Raw genomic sequence first — 16006 nt, 5'->3', positions numbered from 1 at the left:
TCATGGAAGTCGCAGTCGATCGCGTCATGCAGGCTTACGGCATGATGGTGAACATCACATTCGGGCAGGAAAAAACGCTGCGAGCAGACGTCGCGGGATTTCTCTCGGCCTCACCGAGCACCGATGAGAACCAGCTCGCCATCGAGGGGCTGAGATATCTGCGTACCAAATAGAGATTATTTCATCCGGGGCGGATGTACCCCCGCGTGAAATGAAGAAGGCCCTCGGCATTCCGGGGGCCTTTGCCATTTTCGGACGACATCTGGTGGGAAACGCCGCACCGGTTCTGCAAGGACGGCTTCGATTGTACGTCGCGGGCGGCAGGGTCCGGCGGCTGCAGTGCAGCTACTGGGGGATGGGGCAGGCGCAGTTGCGTTGGCGTCCTTGGCGCATTCAAACGCGCTGCGACTTACACTGGGAATGTCAGCGACTTCGCCAGCCTGACGAGGTCGACCTGGCGGCGGCAACCGGTCTTCTCGAACACGTGAACCAAGTGCGTCTTCACGGTGGCGATCGATACGCCGAGCATGTCTGAGATCGCGCCGCGTGTGTGTCCGTCGCAAATCAGCTCGAAGATGCGGATCTCAGCAGGTGTGAGGTTGTAGAGCTGGTTCAGGGCGACATGGGACATCCGAGGCGGCCCGGACGCCGAAGCCACGAATAGGGCGGCGCCGGCCCTCTGGACCAAGCCCGCACGCATGGGTCCGCGCCGCAGGGGCATGACGTGGATGACGAGCGGATCTCCGTTCGCCCGCACGACCGGGATGCCGATGCCGTTCTGGCCGAGCGCCGCCTCGTCCTTTGCGGCCTGCGTGATTGCCGACTGCAACGTGCTCGTGATGATCGCGGAGTGGACTGCAACGCGTCCTTCCCGGACCAGGATCGGATCTTCGGCCGCGAGCATTGCCGATGCAGTTCCGTTGCTGTGAACGATCGCCGCATTCTCGTCGGCCAGCACGACACCGGCCGTCAGTGCCTCCACGGTCGCGGCGAATGTTGCGGCTTCGACCGCCTTCAAGTCGAACAAGTTGCTGATCGTCACGGCGCGGCGGATATGCGGCGCGAGGAGACGCAAGCCGTTCAACTGGGAATCGCAGATGGGGCCGGCTGATTCATGCTGGCCGAAAATGGCGTTGCCGATCATTCCCTGGTCGCGAACGAGGCCGAGCGCGACGGCATCCAGGAGGCCCCTGGGGACAGCCCATTCGCGATAATAGCGATTTGCGGCGATGATATCCTGGCGAACGGCTTGCGATTGTACGATCGGCTCTCCGAGCGGGTATTGCTGGATGCGCGCGGCTCCGCCCCACAGGTTGATGATGTCGGACCCGTAAGCGGTCGCGTTTTGAGTCATTTCGGCGAGCTTTGACCCGCTGACGGCGTTGACGACGCCTTTCATGTTGGTGAGGCTGGCGACCGAGAGAGCGCCCGTGGCGAAACCAAGCTCGCCGCAAATTGCCTCCAGCACCTCAGTCCAGCGTTCGGGCTCGATGACACAATCGTAGATGTTGCCGATGAGGTCGGAGAATTTCTCAACCGAAGCCTGCTGCATTCCAAGTTGCTCACGTAAAGCGTACTGGCAGAGTCAAGGACGTTCGAAATGGTAGCATCCTCGTGAAGCAGGGCGCAAACGAGCCTGGCCTTCCCGAGTTTAGACCTTGGAGGTTTCGCAGCTTGCATATGAATGCAGGCGTACGCTCAAGCTCGGTCAAGAACGACTTTTCCAAGCGCGCAAGGCGCGCGACCGGTCGACGTGGCGCCGGCGGTCGGTCGTCGCGCGGAGCGCGTTCCGCTTCCAAATCCGGGCGCCAGGTTCGGCCGAGTGGCGAGCAGTTTGCGTCGACGTCCAGATACGCCCGCGAACCCGTCGATTTGTTGTTGGCGATGGGGCGTTAAATGGTGAGCGCGCTGGGGCTCGAACCCAGGACCCCGTGATTAAAAGTCACGTGCTCTACCGGCTGAGCTACGCGCTCCCATGGCCGACGATGGATTTGACGAGATCGCCATCGTTTCGGACATTCGAGGAGCATGTCTTGCCGCTACGCTTTGAGGGCGTCGTGGGGAAAACCGGCTGTTTCCGGATCATGCTCTCGGCCCGCGCTGTGTAGGGTGATGGGGCGCTGAGGTCAATAGCGCGGGTGGCTGCCGAAAGTCTTGGCAGGAGCGGGGATTTTCTCGCGGTTTCCGTCGCTTAAGGCGGAAAGCTCAACCCGGTTGGTGGCCATCATCCACGCCGAAGACCACGTGTCTCTTCATCAGGTGGTCCAAAGGCTAGCGCTGAGCCTCAATCACTTCGTCTCCCGCCGCACCTCGTTCGTCACGGCTTGTGGCGCCCCCACGGGGGGCAGGGCGACCGGTCGCAGGCCGATCAGCTCGGCGGTGCGGATCGCGCTGTCGTGCCAGAACTGGAACGAGTTGATGCGGCTGAGCTCGAGGATGGCGATCGCAACCGCGGCCAGGAACGGCAGGCTCTGCAGCACCAGCACGCCGGCGAAGATGTAGATCTCGGTAATCTGTCGGAAGCTGTTGCTGGCGATCAGGACGCCGGAGCCGATCAGCAAGAGGGCGCCGATCACGGCCTCCCAGAACGCCTGGAACTCGATCGACATTCGGCTGAGGCCGCCCTTGGACGTGCGGGCGAAGGCGATGTGCTCGGTGATGAGGCCCTGTGCCACCGCGCGCGACACCGTCCATTGCACGCTCATCGCCGCAATCATGGCGCCCAGCATCTGGCCGGGCTTGATGGCGACGCGAGCGCGGTACATCGACAGGAAATGCGCCAGCGAGACGACGAAGGCGCCGATGATCGGCAGCGTCAGGATCTTGTCGGGGATGGCGATGTCGGCAAAGGCGACGATCGGCACCCAGACGAGGTTGAGCAGCGCCACGACCACGCCGAGGCTTTCGGCGCCGAGCCAGTTCAGCCAGCCGAGGCCGTATTCGCGCTTCTGGTCGGCGGTCAGCCGGCTCGCGCCGGGCAGGAAGCGGCGCCAGTGCTTCTTGACGATCTGCAGGCCGCCATAGGCCCAGCGGTGCCGCTGCTTCTTGAAGGCCTCGTAGGTGTCCGGCAGCAGGCCCGCGCCGTAGCGGGTGTTGGTGTAATGCGTGGTCCAGCCGAGCTCCTGGATGGCGAGGCCGAGATCTGAATCCTCGCAGATCGTGTCGGACGACCAGCCGCCGGCCATGTCCATCGCGGCGCGGCGGATCAGGCACATCGTGCCGTGCACGATGATGGCATTGGCCTCGTTGCGCTGGACCATGCCGATGTCGAAGAAGCCGGCATATTCGCCGTTCATGATGTAGTGCATGATCGACAGGTCGCCGTCGCGGTGCTCCTGCGGCGCCTGCACCAGGCCGACGCTGGGATCGGCGAAGGCGGGAACGAGGTCCTTCAGCCAGTCTGGCTCGACGACATAGTCGGCATCGAGGATGCCGATGATCTCGGCATCGACGGCGGTGCGGTCCATCGCAATGCGCAGCGCGCCGGCCTTGAAGCCCTGCACCTTCTCGGCATTGATGAACTTGAAGCGTTCACCGAGCGCGCGGCAATGGTCCTGGATCGGCTGCCAGAACGCGGGGTCCGGCGTGTTGTTGATGATGACCACGCATTCGTAGTTGGGGTAGTTCAGCCGCGCCAGCGCATCCAGCGTCTGCTTGAGCATGTCGACCGGCTCGAAATAGGCCGGGATGTGGATCGAGACTTTCGGGTAGTAGTTCTCAGGCACGGTCTCGATCGACTTGCCCTTGGTGAGCAGGCGCTGCGGCGGCCGGCCGAAGGCGACGGCCGCGATCTCGTCGATGCGCGCCATCGCAATCAGCACCAGCGGGACCAGCAAGATCATGCCGAGGGTCAGCGCAAAGGCGGAGCCGAAGATGAAATAGTGCCCGTTCCAGAACGCGAACACGGTCGCGGCCCAGGCGCCGACGCCGTTGGCGGTCGCCGACAGCAGGAAGGCTTGCTTCGCGGTCGGCTTTTCAATCCGCAGGATCGGCAGCGACAGCAGGATGCCGACCAGCAGCGCTATTCCCATCAGCTTCCAATAATCAGGATTCTCGACCGGACCGGTCCATGCGAATTTCGGCTCGCGACTGGCGTTGAGGATGCCCCAATAGGGACCGACGCCGCCCTCGAAATACTTCCAGGGCTGATCGATCGCCTCGACGATATTGTATTCCATGCCAAGCGCTTCGGCGCGGCTGACGAAGTTGCGCAGCGTCAGGGCCTGCTGGAATGGACCCGGGTCGGCGTTGCGTAGATTATAGCCCGCACTCGGCCAGCCGAATTCGGCGATGACGATGCGCTTGCCCGGGAACTGATTGCGCAACAAATTGTAGCGGTCCACGGCCTGGTCGACCGCCTGGTCCGAGCGGAAATTTTCCCAATAGGGCAGCACGTGCGCGGCGATGAAATCGACGCTGGAGCCGAGCTCGGGGTTGTCGCGCCAGATATTCCAGATCTCGCCGGTGGTGACGGGCACGCGGACTGCGCTCTTCACCTTCTTGATCATGTCGATGAGGTCTTCGACCTTCTGCTCGCCGCGGTAGATCACCTCGTTGCCGACGACGACGCCGACGACGTTGCTGTTCTTGCGGGCGAGGTCGATCGCCGCCTTGATCTCGCGGTCGTTGCGATCCTTGTCCTTGTCGATCCAGGCGCCGACGGTGACCTTGATGCCGAACTCGGCCGCGATCGGCGGCACGAGCTCGACGCCGCCCGTCGACGAATAAAGGCGGATCGCGCGGGTCATGGTCGACAGCGTCTTCAGGTCGGCGCGAATTTTCTCGATGGTCGGGATGTTGTCGATGTCCGGGTGGGCCGAGCCCTCGAACGGCGCATAGGAGACGCTCGGCAGCAGGCCTTTGAAGTCGGGCGCGGGTTCCTTGTCGCGCAGGACTCCCCAGAGGCCGGCGTGGAGCACGGACACGAGCAACAGAACGGCGGCGACAACGCGCATCGCGGCTAAACCAAAAGGGGCTGAAGGGGCAGGGAAGCGGATCCGACCCCGAGATCCGACCGAGTCCGCGGCAAAGGGAGCATACCTCTGCCGCGCGGTTTCACAACTGTCATGAGCTCATGTCCTTCCAAGGGCATGGCCTTTTCCAGAAGACGCGCGGCAGTGCCAACCGCCTCTATCGCCGATCGTTCCTGAACGACAGCTGAAACGTTCGTGGCTATTTGGGGGGCGCCGGCGACGGGCTTGCCGCAGGCGAGGGGCTCGCGGCGGGCTGCGGTGCCGGCGCATTGCCGGTGGTCGGCGCTGCCGGCTGGGAGCCTGCGGCCGCCGCCTGCTGCGGCTGTGCAGCCGGGTTGATCCAGCAAGCCTGTGTCAGATTATTCAGGCTGTTCGGAACCTTGTCGTCAATCTGGGGCAGGAAGCGCGTCAGGCAGCGGAACGCGGCCTGGATGTGGCCGCCGGGGCAGCCGAAGCGATCGTACAGATCGAGGTGGCGGAAGGCAGTATCGAGGTCGTCCCGGTACATCAACTGAACCGCGCGACGGCCGAGCCAGACGCATTCCGGATTGCCGCCCGGACCATTGATGGCACGGGCAGCCTCGGCGAACTCGTCGGTCCGCTTCTGGTTCTGGCTCTGGCTCTGGCTCTGGTTGGCGTCCTTGGGGGCGTCGGCGGGCTGGGCGGCGGCCTTGCCCTGGTCGGGGGCCGGCGTGCCGCTCTGGGCGGATGCGCCGCCGAAGCTGGCCATAAGGACAAGGCAGGAGACGGCCAACGTGGCGGCGAACTGCCGCAGGACCGCATTTCGTGACTCGAACACCCGTTGCCGCATGAATTCCCCAATGTATCCGCTGCCCGTCCGCGTCAGGATCCCGCGGACGCGTCGGTGATGGCGTCCAAATGGGTCTCCAATGCGGCGGAAAAGTCTTTTGGAGTCCATGGCCTGAATTTGGAATTTTGTCCAGCAAAGTCACGATGCTAGGTCACGGTCGAACGGTCGCGGCCGGATTCCTTGTGGGGCAGGAACGGATCTGTAGAGTGGAGCGGCATTTGGACACCCGCATGGCCCCCCTTGGCAGACGGCGTGCAAGCAGGTAATCGACGGACCCTTCGCGGAGGACGGAACCGATTTCTCTTCGTACGCCACTGGCGCTTCTGCTCGTTTCACTGGGTGCGATTGCTGCCGTGTGGTGGTGGTTGGCGACGCCGATCACGCTCGCGCGCGCCCCGATCGATCCCGCCGAGAAGGTCCAATGCGTCTCCTACGCGCCGTTCCGCGGCGAGCAGACGCCGCTGGAGCCGTGGACCCATATCGAGGCCGAGCAGATCGAGCAGGATCTGCGCCAGCTCAGGGAAATCACCGACTGCGTCCGCACCTATTCGATGGAGAACGGGCTCGACCAGGTACCGGCAATCGCCGCCAAGGTCGGCGGGCTGAAAGTGCTGCAGGGCATTTGGCTCTCCAGCAACCGAGCCAAGAATTTCGAACAGGCCGCGCTCGCCGTTCGCCTCACCAAGGAATTCCCCGGCATCATCACCGCGGTCATCGTCGGCAACGAAGTGCTGCTGCGCGGCGAGATGACGACGGCGGATCTCGTCTCGATCATCCGCTCGGTCAAGACGCAGGTCAGCGTGCCCGTCACCTATGCCGACGTCTGGGAGTTCTGGCTGAAGAACCGCGAGGTCTATGACGCCGTCGACTTCGTCACCATCCACATCCTGCCTTATTGGGAGGATTTTCCGGTCAAGGCGAAGTTCGCCTCGGGCCATGTCGAGTCGATCCGCGAGCGCATGGCGGTGGCGTTTCCCGGCAAGGAAATCCTGATCGGCGAGACCGGTTGGCCGAGCGAGGGACGCATGCGCGATGGCGCGCTGCCGTCACGCGCCAACCAGGCGCGGGTGGTCTCGGAAATCCTGGCTCTGGCGAAGGCGCAGAAATTTCGTGTCAATCTGATCGAGTCCTATGACCAGCCCTGGAAGCGCAAGCTGGAGGGCACCGTTGGCGGCTATTGGGGCCTGTACGACTCGGTGCGCCGGACCCTGAAATATCCGCCGGGCCAGCCGATCAGCAATTTCCCGCTCTGGAAATGGTACATGGGCGCCGGCATGGGTCTGTGCGTGCTGGTGTTCGCGGTGGCGATGATCACGCTGCGAAGGCGGCCGTGGACGCCGCGCTTCTCGGCCTGGCTCGGCGTCGCCATCTCGGCGACCACGGCGGGCAGCCTGCTCGGGATCGGCGCCGACAAGATGTATTACGAGAGCTACGGCATCGGCGGCTGGCTGCTCTGGGGCGCGCTGCTTGCGGCCGGAATCCTGTCGCCGATCTTCTGCGCGCAGGCGATGGTGATCGGCCGCAGCCTTCCGACCTTCCTCGATCTGCTCGGCCCGCGCGAGGGCCGCAAATGGTCGAAGCTCAGCGCCGTGCTCGGCCTGACGCTCGCGGTGACGGCGGTGATCGCGGCCGACACTGCGCTCGGCTTCGTGTTCGACCCGCGCTACAAGGATTTTCCCTACGCCGCGCTGACGATGGCGGTGGTGCCGTTCGCGCTTCTGATGCTGAACCGGCCGCAGATCGGCCAGCGTCCCATCGCGGAATCGGTGTTCGCCGGCGTGCTGGCGCTGTCGGCGGTCTTCATGCTGTTCAACGAAGGCCGCGACAATTGGCAGTCGCTGTGGACCGGCACGATCTATCTGTTGTTCGCGCTCACGCTGTGGCGGGCGCGGGCCGAGCAAACCCAAGGATGAACAGTCCGATCGCCAGGCCCGACAGCACGACATTGTAGAGCACGATGCCGAGGCCGGCGGCGACGATGCCGACGGTGAGCAGCACGATCGACGGCCGCATCAGGTTTAAGGTCGCGACCACCAGCGCGACGATGCCGAACACCGAATTCTTGAACAGCACCGTCGCGACCGAGCGCGCCTTGCAGATCATCGTCTGCAGCCCGGCGTCGCAGGCGAGCGCGACCTGCGACAGCTCGATCGCGAGGTAGCGCAGATAGAGCGCATAGCCGACCGCGGCGAAGCCGACGACGATCAGGAACTGGACCTGGTAGGGCGAGAGGCGGAAGGGCTTTTTTGTCATGGCGGCAATATGGTCGCGATGGCGCGGGCAGGCAACAGGGCCGGTGATATTTCCAGTGATCCGGCCCGCGAGAGCGGCCGTCAACGGCGGCTTTGCGTTGCCCGGTTCTTGTCCGCGAGCCGTCGCTCGTATGTCTCAGCCAACGCGAGCAGCCGCTTCCTGATGTAGGGATCCGCCTTCTCTGCCAATTCCCGGATCAGCGCGAGTTGCTCCCGCAGAAACTTGGCGTCCGTCATCTCCGCTCCGAATCAAATCCGTCGCGGATACTGCCGTCTTACGCCGACCTCGTCGGTATCATTTGGTATGCCCGCTATTTCAATCCGAGCCGACGCTCGACCCAGCCGAGCACGAACAGCACCAGCAGCGTCACGGCGATGGCAGCGCCGACCAGCAGCCAGGCTCCCAGCGCGCATGCGATGCCGAGTCCGGCCGCGATCCAGACCGTCGCCGCGGTCGTGAGGCCGTGCACGGTTTTCGCCTTGGCGTCGTGCAGGATGACGCCGGCGCCGATGAAGCCGACGCCGGTCAGCACGCCGGCAACGCGCCCTGAATGACTCTCGAGATCGCATCCGGATGATCGCGCAGATTCTGGAACTCGATCACGGAGATCGAGACCAGCGCGGAGCCGAGAGCGACCAGCGCGAGCGTCCGCATGCCGACCGGCTTGTTGTTCATGTCGCGGTCGATGCCGATCAGCAATCCTGTTCCCGCCGCGACGAGAAGCCTCAGCACATCATCCAGTTCGTTCATCGAATCCCGTGCGTTTCGGAAGGGGGCGACGCTCGGCGCGCGCCGTGAATGAACGCAAACCTGCCGCGAAAGGGCAGCGCGGGTCGCAGCGTCCGATCGCCGCATGCAAGGGGCTTCGGTCGAGGGGCGTCCTACCGCCTGAAGAACGACGTCAGCGTCGATGCCGCCGACGCGGTCTCCGGCTTGGCCGGCGCCGGCTGCGCTGCAGGCGTTGGCTCCTCGCGCTTCGACGAGCGCTTGGAGGAATAGCCGCGGCGGCGCTTGTCCGGCTTCTCGGGTTTGGCGACGGGCGCGGTTTCGGCTTGCGGGACCGCGTCCTGGTTCTTCTCGGAGTTCTTGTCCAAAACTCTGTCCTGCGACTTCTCTTGTCCCTTCTCCGAACCGCCGCGCAGCGACAGGCGCTGGCCGTCGAACACGGTGGTCTCGCAGTGACGGTCGTTCTCGGCGAGGCTCGCGCAGAATTTTGCGGCGGCGGCGGCGTTGACCAGCGGGCCGGCCCCCAGGCGGAGCTGCATGCCGAGCCCGGTGGTGCCTTCCTTGATCATGATGATCGGCCGCAGCGCTGCGATCTCCGGATTGGATTTGCTCAGGCCGCGCCAGAGTGCGCGAAGGCCGTCAACTGAATTGGCGCCGCCGAGGTCGATCGCGAAACGCGTCTGCTGGACCGCGATGGCGGGGGAATCATTCTCGGTCGCCTCGGGTGCCTTCGCGGCTGTCGCGACAATTTCGGTCGGGGCGGGCGCTGGCTCGGCCTTCTTCTCGGCGGACTTCTCGCTCGTTTCGAGCTGCGTCAATTTCGACGCGGCCGGATCGGGCGGCGCCATGATCGATTTGGAGGGCACCAGCGGAATCGTCGGGAGCGCCGAATTCGTTGCCAGCGGCTGCTGTACCAGCGAGGCGGCGGCCGCAGTCTGCGGCGGCAGGCTCGACGGCTCCTTTGCAGTCTCCTTGACCGATTCCTTGATCGTTTCCTTGGGCGTGTCCTTGGCGGCCTCGGTCCGCGGCTTGTCGCCGGCGGAGGCGGGGGTCGAGGCGACCGGCGCGACGCTGGGGGCTGTGGGGGCAGCATCCTGCGGCTTCCCAGCCTGCGGCGGCGTGGTGGGCTGCCTGGCGATGGCGCCGGTGACGGAATCGAGCCCTTGCTCCACGACGGTGACGCGGGAATAGAGCCGGTCGCGATCCGTGTTCAGCGTGTCGATGGCGGCCGCGAGCCGGCGGGCCTCGTTCTGGCTCTCCTTGGTCAGCACCTGGAGCCGCTCCGCCTGGCGCGCGAGATCAGCGGACGCAACCTGGTCGCGCCGCCAGCCGAGTTGGGCCTGGTTGGCCATCACCGCGATGACGACGGCGCCCACGGCCGCCGCGCCCCATGAGCCCAGCCGCCACATCATGCGGCGGTCGAACGCGCGTTCCTCGGCCACAAGTCCTGAGAACAGCCCCCCGGTCTCCTTGGTGCCGAAGGCATCCGCCAGTGGGTCGGTATCCTTTGCCATGAACGTTAAGTGCCCAGCCCTGTCCGGCTTCCCCGAATCAATCGGGGAACATTAACAGGAAAACCCCGTCGCACTTGAATTCCGGGCGTTTGCGGGGGTAGCAAGGCGAGAGCTTTTGAAGGCGACCCGCCCGCAGCGCCAGTTGATTCGGCCGTATCTGACAGGATTTCGATGACCGTCCGTTCCAGCCTCACGATCGTGCTCGCCGCCGGCGAAGGCACGCGCATGCGCTCGCACCTGCCGAAAGTACTGCATCCGGTGGCCCACGAGACCTTGCTTGCCCACGTCCTTGCCGCGGCACCCAAGGGAACCGGCACCTCGCTCGCGGTCGTGATCGGCCCCGACCACCAGGCTGTCGCGGACGAGGCCAAGCGCATCCGCCCCGACGCGCTCATCTTCGTGCAGGCCGAGCGGCTCGGCACCGCGCATGCGGTGCTGGCGGCACGCGAGGCGATCGGACGCGGCGTGGACGATCTCCTGATTGCGTTCGGCGATACGCCGCTGATTGCGGCCGAGACCTTTGCGCGGCTGCGTGCACCGCTGGCCAGGGGCGCCGCGATTGCCGCGCTCGGCTTCCGCGCCGCCGATCCAACGGGCTATGGCCGCTTCATCGTCGAGGGCGAACGCCTGGTCGCGATCCGCGAGCAGGCCGATGCGAGCACCGAGGAGCGCAAGATCGATCTGTGCAATGCCGGCGTGATGGCGATCGACGGTCGCCGGGCGCTCGCGATCCTGGACAAGATCGGCAATGCGAATTCCAAGGGCGAATATTATCTCACCGACGCCGTCGGCATCGTCCGCGAGCAGGGCTGGGAGGCCGTGGTGATCGAGACCAGCGAGGATGAAGTGCGCGGCATCAACACCAAGGCGCAGCTCGCCGAAGCCGAAGCCGTGATGCAGGCGCGCTTGCGGAAAGCTGCGATGGAGGCCGGCGTCACGCTGATCGCGCCCGAGACCGTTCATCTCTCCGCCGACACCGTGTTCGGCGCGGACGTCACCATCGAGCCCTTCGTGGTGATCGGCCCCGGCGTATCGATCGACGACGGCACCGTGATCCATTCCTTTTCGCACATCGTGCAGACGAAGCTCGGCAAGAACGTTTCGATCGGGCCCTATGCACGGCTGCGGCCGGGCACCTCGCTCGGCGACGGCGCGCGCATCGGCAATTTCGTCGAGACCAAGGCGGCGACGCTGGAGGCCGGCGTCAAGGTCAATCATCTCTCCTACATCGGCGATGCCACCGTCGGCGCCAATTCCAACATCGGCGCCGGCACCATCACCTGCAACTACGACGGCTTCAAGAAGCACAAGACCGTCATCGGGCAGGGCGCCTTCGTCGGCACCAATTCCTCGCTGGTCGCCCCCGTGAGGATCGGCAACGGTGCCTATATCGGCTCCGGCTCGGTGATCACGAAAGACGTGCCTGACGATGCCATGGCGCTGGAGCGCAGCCAGCAGACCATCCGCGAAGGCGGCGCTGCGCGCTATCGCGAGATGAAGACGGGCGGCAAGAAGACCGAGAAATAAGCGGGGCTAGTCGTCGTCGGCGACGTCCGAGACCATCGCGCGCGTCAGGCGCCAGCCGCGCGGCCTGGCCCGCTTTGTCGGTTCGCCGGCGGACTGCGTGACGAGGACGGGTTTGCTTTCCTTGCCACGCTCCATGGCGCGCTGGGGCGGCGGCCAATGCGCGAGATGCGTACCCGTGCTCTCGCTGACGCGCACGAGCGTCGATGACAAGCCTTTGCGGTCGGATGAGCCCTTCATGGCCATAACTCCCTGAAGGGGAATCGTTGGCCAATTTGATTGACAAGAAGTTAATTGACGCGGTTTAACGCCGGTCAATTCGACGCGGCCGAGCAGGCCGACGCTGCTGTCTCAATCAGCAATAATTATTGAGTATCTGGTTCCTTAGCAAATTCGCTAAAAACCGCGCGCGTCGTTTAGGCGATTTTTCGACGATTTGGGGGATAGTGATCCGCATGTGCGGGATTGTCGGCATTCTCGGGCGCGAGCCGGTTGCAGAGCAGCTGGTGGATTCGCTCAAACGTCTTGAATATCGCGGCTACGATTCGGCGGGCGTCGCCACGCTCGAAGGCAAGCACCTCGAGCGCCGTCGCGCCGAAGGCAAGCTGAAGAATCTGGAGGCGCGGCTGCGCGCCGAACCGCTCCAGGGCACGACCGGCATCGGCCACACCCGCTGGGCCACCCACGGCAAGCCGACCGTCAACAACGCCCATCCGCACGCGACCGAGCGCGTCGCCGTGGTCCATAACGGCATCATCGAGAATTTCCGAGAACTGCGCGAGGAGCTCGAGAAGAAGGGCACGGTGTTCCACACCGAGACCGATACCGAGATCGTGCTGCATCTCGTCGACGACCTCCTGACGCGCGGCAACAAGCCGGTCGAGGCGGTGAAGCTGACTCTGGCGCGGCTGCGTGGCGCCTTCGCGCTCGGCTTCATCTTCGCCGGCGAGGACGATTTGATGATCGGCGCCCGCAACGGTCCGCCGCTGGCGATCGGCTATGGCGACGGCGAGATGTATCTCGGTTCCGACGCCATCGCGCTCGGCCCGTTCACCGACACGATCAGCTATCTCGAAGACGGCGACTGGGTGGTGCTGACCCGCAAGAGCGCCGATATCTTCGACAAGGACGGCAATGCCGTCCAGCGCGACAAGATCAAGCATGCCGCTTCGACCTCGCTGGTCGACAAGGCCAATTACCGCCACTTCATGGCGAAGGAGATCCACGAGCAGCCGGAAGTGGTCGGCCACACCCTGGCGCGATACGTCGACATGGCGACCGAGCGCGTCTCGCTGCCGGTCAAGCTTCCGTTCGACTTCAAGGACATCCAGCGCATCAACATCACGGCCTGCGGCACCGCGAGCTATGCCGGCTTCGTCGCGAAATACTGGTTCGAGCGCTTTGCGCGCGTGCCGGTCGAGGTCGATGTCGCCTCCGAATTCCGCTACCGCGAAGCGCCCTTGCGCAAGGGCGATCTCGCCATCTTCATCTCGCAATCGGGCGAGACCGCCGACACGCTGGCGGCGCTGCGCTATGCCAAGGCCGAGGGCGTGCATACGATTGCCGTCGTCAACGTGCCGACCTCGACGATCGCGCGCGAGAGCGAGACCGTGCTGCAGACGCTCGCCGGTCCCGAGATCGGCGTCGCCTCGACCAAGGCCTTCACCTGCCAGCTCATGGTGCTGGCAAACCTTGCGATCGCGGCCGGCAAGGCGCGCGGCGAATTGTCCGATGAGGACGAGACCAGGCTGGTCCACGGCCTCGTCGAAATCCCGCGACTGATGGCGGATGCGCTCACCACCGAGTCGCAGATCGAAAAGCTCGCGCACAGGATCGCCAAGTCCCGCGACGTGCTCTATCTCGGCCGCGGCACCAGCTACCCGCTGGCGCTCGAAGGCGCGCTGAAGCTGAAGGAGATCTCCTACATCCACGCCGAGGGCTATGCCGCCGGTGAGCTCAAGCATGGGCCGATCGCGCTGATCGACGAGACCATGCCTGTCGTCGTCATCGCGCCTTACGACCGGGTGTTCGAAAAGACCGTGTCCAACATGCAGGAGGTCGCCGCCCGCGGCGGCAACATCATCCTGATGACGGACGCCAAGGGCGCGGAAGAGGCGACCGTCGAGTCCCTCGTCACCATCGTCATGCCCGACATGGCGGCGGCCTTCACCCCGATGGTCTATGCCGTCCCCGTGCAGCTGCTCGCCTATCACACGGCTGTCGTGATGGGGACCGACGTCGACCAGCCGCGCAACCTCGCGAAATCGGTGACCGTGGAATAGGCAATCAGGATATCAGTCGGTCGCGGTCTTCCAAAACCTGCTACAAGCCCCTAGCTTGTCTGCTGCGACCGACCTGGAACCCGAATGACCCCCCGCGACGACGCGCCTGCGCCTCTTGATCCCCTCCCGGAACCGCATACCGGCCTGATGGGCCGCTTCCGCAACTATTTTCTGACTGGCCTCGTGGTGACGGGGCCGATCGCCATCACCTTGTATCTGGTCTGGTGGTTCGTCACCTGGGTCGACGGTGTGGTGCGGCCGTTCGTGCCGCTGGCCTGGCGGCCCGAAACCTATCTGCCGTACGTCATTCCCGGCTGGGGACTGGTTGTCGCATTCTTCACGCTGACACTGGTCGGATTCCTCGCGGCCAATCTGATCGGCCGGACGCTGGTCGATGTCGGCGAGACCTTCCTCGGCCGGATCCCGGCGGTGCGCGCCATCTATCGCGGCCTGAAGCAGGTGTTCGAGACGCTGTTCTCGGGCAAGGGCTCGAGCTTCCGTAAAGTCGGCCTGGTCGAGTTTCCTTCGCCGGGCATGTGGTCGATCGTGCTGATCTCGCAGTCACCGAATGAAGAGGTCGCGCGCAGCCTGCCGGGACAGGAGGAGCACGTCTCCGTGTTCCTGCCGTGCTCGCCGAACCCGACCACGGGATTCTTCTTCTACGTGCCCAAGAGCAAGATCGTCGAGGTCGACATGAGCACCGAGGATGCCGCGACCCTGATCATGTCGGCCGGCGTGGTGCAGCCAGGCGCCGCGCCCGACCCGAAGAAAGCCGCCGCGCTCGCGGGCATGGCGAACGCCGCGCGCATCGCCAATGCGGCGGCGCTCCAGCCCGAGCCTGCGAAGGTGGAGTAGGGCCATTCCCCTGCGGGATGGCCGCGGTCACGCGCGCGTCGGTATCCTCTGCTAGTCTCCGATTGAGCCGAGCGCCTCGCTCGGCGTTCGATCCGGAGTGCACGATGTCCAAGACCATTGCGATCCTCGCGCCCGGCGCCATGGGCAGCGCCGTCGCCCGCCGCCTCAGTGAGCATGGCGCGCGGGTGCTGACGTCATTGGAAGGGCGGAGTGATGCGACGCGGAAGCGCGCGGCGGACGCCGGCATGATCGGCGCCGATGACAGCCAAATTGCGGACGCCGACATCATCCTCTCGATCGTGCCGCCGGGCGAAGCCGTCGCGCTGGCCAAGCGGCTGGCGGCGCTGATGGTCAGGCGCGAGAAAAAGCCGATCGTGGTCGACTGCAATGCCGTCAACGTCGACACCGTGCGTGGAATCGAGGAGATCATCGGCTCGGCGCAGGCACCGTTCGTCGATGGCGGCATCATCGGCTTTCCGCCGCAGCCGGGGGCCAAGAGCCCGGCCTTCTACATGTCCGGCGAGCACGCCAGGGACGTCGCGGTGCTGAAGGATTTCGGACTCGATGTGCGCATCGTCGCGGGCCCGGTCGGCGCGGCGTCGGCTCTGAAGATGTCCTACGCCGGCATCGTCAAGGGCCTCGCCGGCATCGGCTCGGCCATGGTGGTCGCGGCGACCAAAGCCGGCGCCGCGGACGCGTTGCGTGACGAACTGGCGCTGAGCCAGCCCGCGATCCTGGCGCGGCTCGAGGTCGCGCTGCCCGACATGATTCCGAAGGCCTATCGTTGGATTGCGGAGATGCGTGAGATCTCCGGCTTTCTCGGCGCCGATCATCCGGCCAGCCAGATCTATGAAGGTTTTGCGCGCTGGTTCGAGCATCTCGCCGAGGATGCAAATGGCGATGCCGTGGATGCCGACCTGATGAAAGCCTTCGCTGCGGGGATCGCGCGGACGAAATCCTGACGTCGCCCAAGCTCGTTCTGCCGTCATCCCGAGGTGCGCGCTCTTGCGCGCCTCGAAGGATGGGCCGCAAGCGAGCCTGGTGCCCATCCTTCGAGGCTCACCTTGC

15 protein-coding genes and 1 tRNA gene are annotated in these 16006 nt (G+C 64.9%); 6 read left to right on the top strand and 10 right to left on the bottom strand.

Annotation, left to right across the window (positions count from 1 at the left end; all coding sequences use genetic code 11):
* Positions 1-2: 2 nt before the first annotated feature.
* Positions 3-173 carry a hypothetical protein gene (locus CIT40_RS17580; RefSeq protein WP_167443360.1) on the top strand — a complete coding sequence of 57 codons (171 nt, stop codon included), beginning with the start codon at positions 3-5 and terminating at the stop codon, positions 171-173.
* A gap of 236 nt (positions 174-409) precedes the next feature.
* Here the strand turns inward: CIT40_RS17580 and CIT40_RS17575 are convergent, their stop codons facing one another.
* The 4 genes from CIT40_RS17575 to CIT40_RS17560 form a co-directional block, all read right to left on the bottom strand.
* Positions 410-1399: a helix-turn-helix transcriptional regulator gene (locus CIT40_RS17575; protein ID WP_244611987.1), complete on the bottom strand. Its 990-nt coding sequence runs from the start codon at positions 1397-1399 to the stop codon at positions 410-412.
* Between the two features lie 498 nt (positions 1400-1897).
* Positions 1898-1973, bottom strand: a tRNA-Lys gene (locus tag CIT40_RS17570).
* A gap of 315 nt (positions 1974-2288) precedes the next feature.
* Positions 2289-4955, bottom strand: coding sequence for a glycosyltransferase (locus CIT40_RS17565; protein ID WP_094890364.1), 2667 nt, complete (start codon positions 4953-4955; stop codon positions 2289-2291).
* A gap of 217 nt (positions 4956-5172) precedes the next feature.
* Positions 5173-5784: a beta-1-3, beta-1-6-glucan biosynthesis protein gene (locus tag CIT40_RS17560; RefSeq protein WP_094890363.1), complete on the bottom strand. Its 612-nt coding sequence runs from the start codon at positions 5782-5784 to the stop codon at positions 5173-5175.
* A 353-nt stretch (positions 5785-6137) separates the two neighbouring features.
* Here CIT40_RS17560 and CIT40_RS17555 point away from each other — a divergent pair, with 353 nt between their 5' ends.
* Complete coding sequence (locus CIT40_RS17555; protein ID WP_162307541.1) at positions 6138-7697, top strand: glycoside hydrolase family 17 protein; 1560 nt, start codon at positions 6138-6140, stop codon at positions 7695-7697.
* On the opposite strand, the gene CIT40_RS17550 is transcribed toward CIT40_RS17555, so the two are convergent.
* From CIT40_RS17550 to CIT40_RS17530, 5 genes are all read right to left on the bottom strand, one after another.
* Positions 7657-8037 carry a hypothetical protein gene (locus tag CIT40_RS17550; protein ID WP_094890361.1) on the bottom strand — a complete coding sequence of 127 codons (381 nt, stop codon included), beginning with the start codon at positions 8035-8037 and terminating at the stop codon, positions 7657-7659. The genes CIT40_RS17555 and CIT40_RS17550 overlap by 41 nt on opposite strands.
* Before the next feature lie 80 nt (positions 8038-8117).
* The gene (locus tag CIT40_RS17545; protein WP_162307540.1) at positions 8118-8273 is read right to left on the bottom strand and encodes a hypothetical protein; all 156 of its coding nucleotides are present in this window, start codon (positions 8271-8273) and stop codon (positions 8118-8120) included.
* A gap of 74 nt (positions 8274-8347) precedes the next feature.
* Positions 8348-8569: an MgtC/SapB family protein gene (locus CIT40_RS17540; protein WP_283810116.1), complete on the bottom strand. Its 222-nt coding sequence runs from the start codon at positions 8567-8569 to the stop codon at positions 8348-8350.
* On the bottom strand, positions 8563-8787 hold the full coding sequence (locus CIT40_RS17535; protein ID WP_283810114.1) for an MgtC/SapB family protein: 225 nt from the start codon (positions 8785-8787) through the stop codon (positions 8563-8565). The genes CIT40_RS17540 and CIT40_RS17535 overlap by 7 nt, the downstream gene beginning before the upstream one ends.
* A 131-nt stretch (positions 8788-8918) precedes the next feature.
* Entirely contained in the window at positions 8919-10277 is a 1359-nt protein-coding gene (locus tag CIT40_RS17530; protein WP_094890360.1) for a hypothetical protein, read from the bottom strand.
* 171 nt (positions 10278-10448) lie between these two features.
* Here CIT40_RS17530 and glmU point away from each other — a divergent pair, with 171 nt between their 5' ends.
* Positions 10449-11804 (top strand): bifunctional UDP-N-acetylglucosamine diphosphorylase/glucosamine-1-phosphate N-acetyltransferase GlmU, encoded by a 1356-nt coding sequence (glmU, locus tag CIT40_RS17525; protein WP_094890359.1) that lies wholly within the window; start codon positions 10449-10451, stop codon positions 11802-11804.
* Positions 11805-11810: 6 nt separating this feature from the next.
* On the opposite strand, the gene CIT40_RS17520 is transcribed toward glmU, so the two are convergent.
* Positions 11811-12041 carry a hypothetical protein gene (locus CIT40_RS17520; protein WP_094890520.1) on the bottom strand — a complete coding sequence of 77 codons (231 nt, stop codon included), beginning with the start codon at positions 12039-12041 and terminating at the stop codon, positions 11811-11813.
* Positions 12042-12256: 215 nt separating this feature from the next.
* Between CIT40_RS17520 and glmS the strand changes: the two genes are divergently transcribed.
* From glmS to CIT40_RS17505, 3 genes are all read left to right on the top strand, one after another.
* Entirely contained in the window at positions 12257-14083 is a 1827-nt protein-coding gene (gene glmS / locus CIT40_RS17515) for a glutamine--fructose-6-phosphate transaminase (isomerizing) (RefSeq protein WP_094890358.1), read from the top strand.
* An 84-nt stretch (positions 14084-14167) separates the two neighbouring features.
* Complete coding sequence (locus tag CIT40_RS17510; protein ID WP_094890357.1) at positions 14168-14938, top strand: DUF502 domain-containing protein; 771 nt, start codon at positions 14168-14170, stop codon at positions 14936-14938.
* 104 nt (positions 14939-15042) lie between these two features.
* A complete protein-coding gene (locus CIT40_RS17505; RefSeq protein ID WP_094890356.1) occupies positions 15043-15900 on the top strand; it encodes an NAD(P)-dependent oxidoreductase in 858 nt (285 codons plus the stop codon).
* Positions 15901-16006: the final 106 nt, after the last annotated feature.

It is taken from the genome of Bradyrhizobium amphicarpaeae, assembly GCF_002266435.3.
In the GTDB taxonomy this organism is placed as follows: Bacteria; Pseudomonadota; Alphaproteobacteria; order Rhizobiales; family Xanthobacteraceae; genus Bradyrhizobium; species Bradyrhizobium amphicarpaeae.
The sequence above is the reverse complement of the archived record's forward strand: the minus strand, read 5'-3'. Positions and strand labels throughout refer to the sequence as shown.

Coding starts and splice junctions, on each gene's coding strand:
- CIT40_RS17580 (WP_167443360.1), top strand. CDS start 3: ATGGAAGTCGCAGTCGATCGCGTCATGCAGGCTTACGGCATGATGGTG.
- CIT40_RS17575 (WP_244611987.1), bottom strand. CDS start 1,399: ATGAAAGGCGTCGTCAACGCCGTCAGCGGGTCAAAGCTCGCCGAAATG.
- CIT40_RS17565 (WP_094890364.1), bottom strand. CDS start 4,955: ATGCGCGTTGTCGCCGCCGTTCTGTTGCTCGTGTCCGTGCTCCACGCC.
- CIT40_RS17560 (WP_094890363.1), bottom strand. CDS start 5,784: ATGCGGCAACGGGTGTTCGAGTCACGAAATGCGGTCCTGCGGCAGTTC.
- CIT40_RS17550 (WP_094890361.1), bottom strand. CDS start 8,037: ATGACAAAAAAGCCCTTCCGCCTCTCGCCCTACCAGGTCCAGTTCCTG.
- CIT40_RS17545 (WP_162307540.1), bottom strand. CDS start 8,273: ATGACGGACGCCAAGTTTCTGCGGGAGCAACTCGCGCTGATCCGGGAA.
- CIT40_RS17535 (WP_283810114.1), bottom strand. CDS start 8,787: ATGAACGAACTGGATGATGTGCTGAGGCTTCTCGTCGCGGCGGGAACA.
- CIT40_RS17530 (WP_094890360.1), bottom strand. CDS start 10,277: ATGGCAAAGGATACCGACCCACTGGCGGATGCCTTCGGCACCAAGGAG.
- glmU (WP_094890359.1), top strand. CDS start 10,449: ATGACCGTCCGTTCCAGCCTCACGATCGTGCTCGCCGCCGGCGAAGGC.
- CIT40_RS17520 (WP_094890520.1), bottom strand. CDS start 12,041: ATGAAGGGCTCATCCGACCGCAAAGGCTTGTCATCGACGCTCGTGCGC.
- glmS (WP_094890358.1), top strand. CDS start 12,257: ATGTGCGGGATTGTCGGCATTCTCGGGCGCGAGCCGGTTGCAGAGCAG.
- CIT40_RS17510 (WP_094890357.1), top strand. CDS start 14,168: ATGACCCCCCGCGACGACGCGCCTGCGCCTCTTGATCCCCTCCCGGAA.
- CIT40_RS17505 (WP_094890356.1), top strand. CDS start 15,043: ATGTCCAAGACCATTGCGATCCTCGCGCCCGGCGCCATGGGCAGCGCC.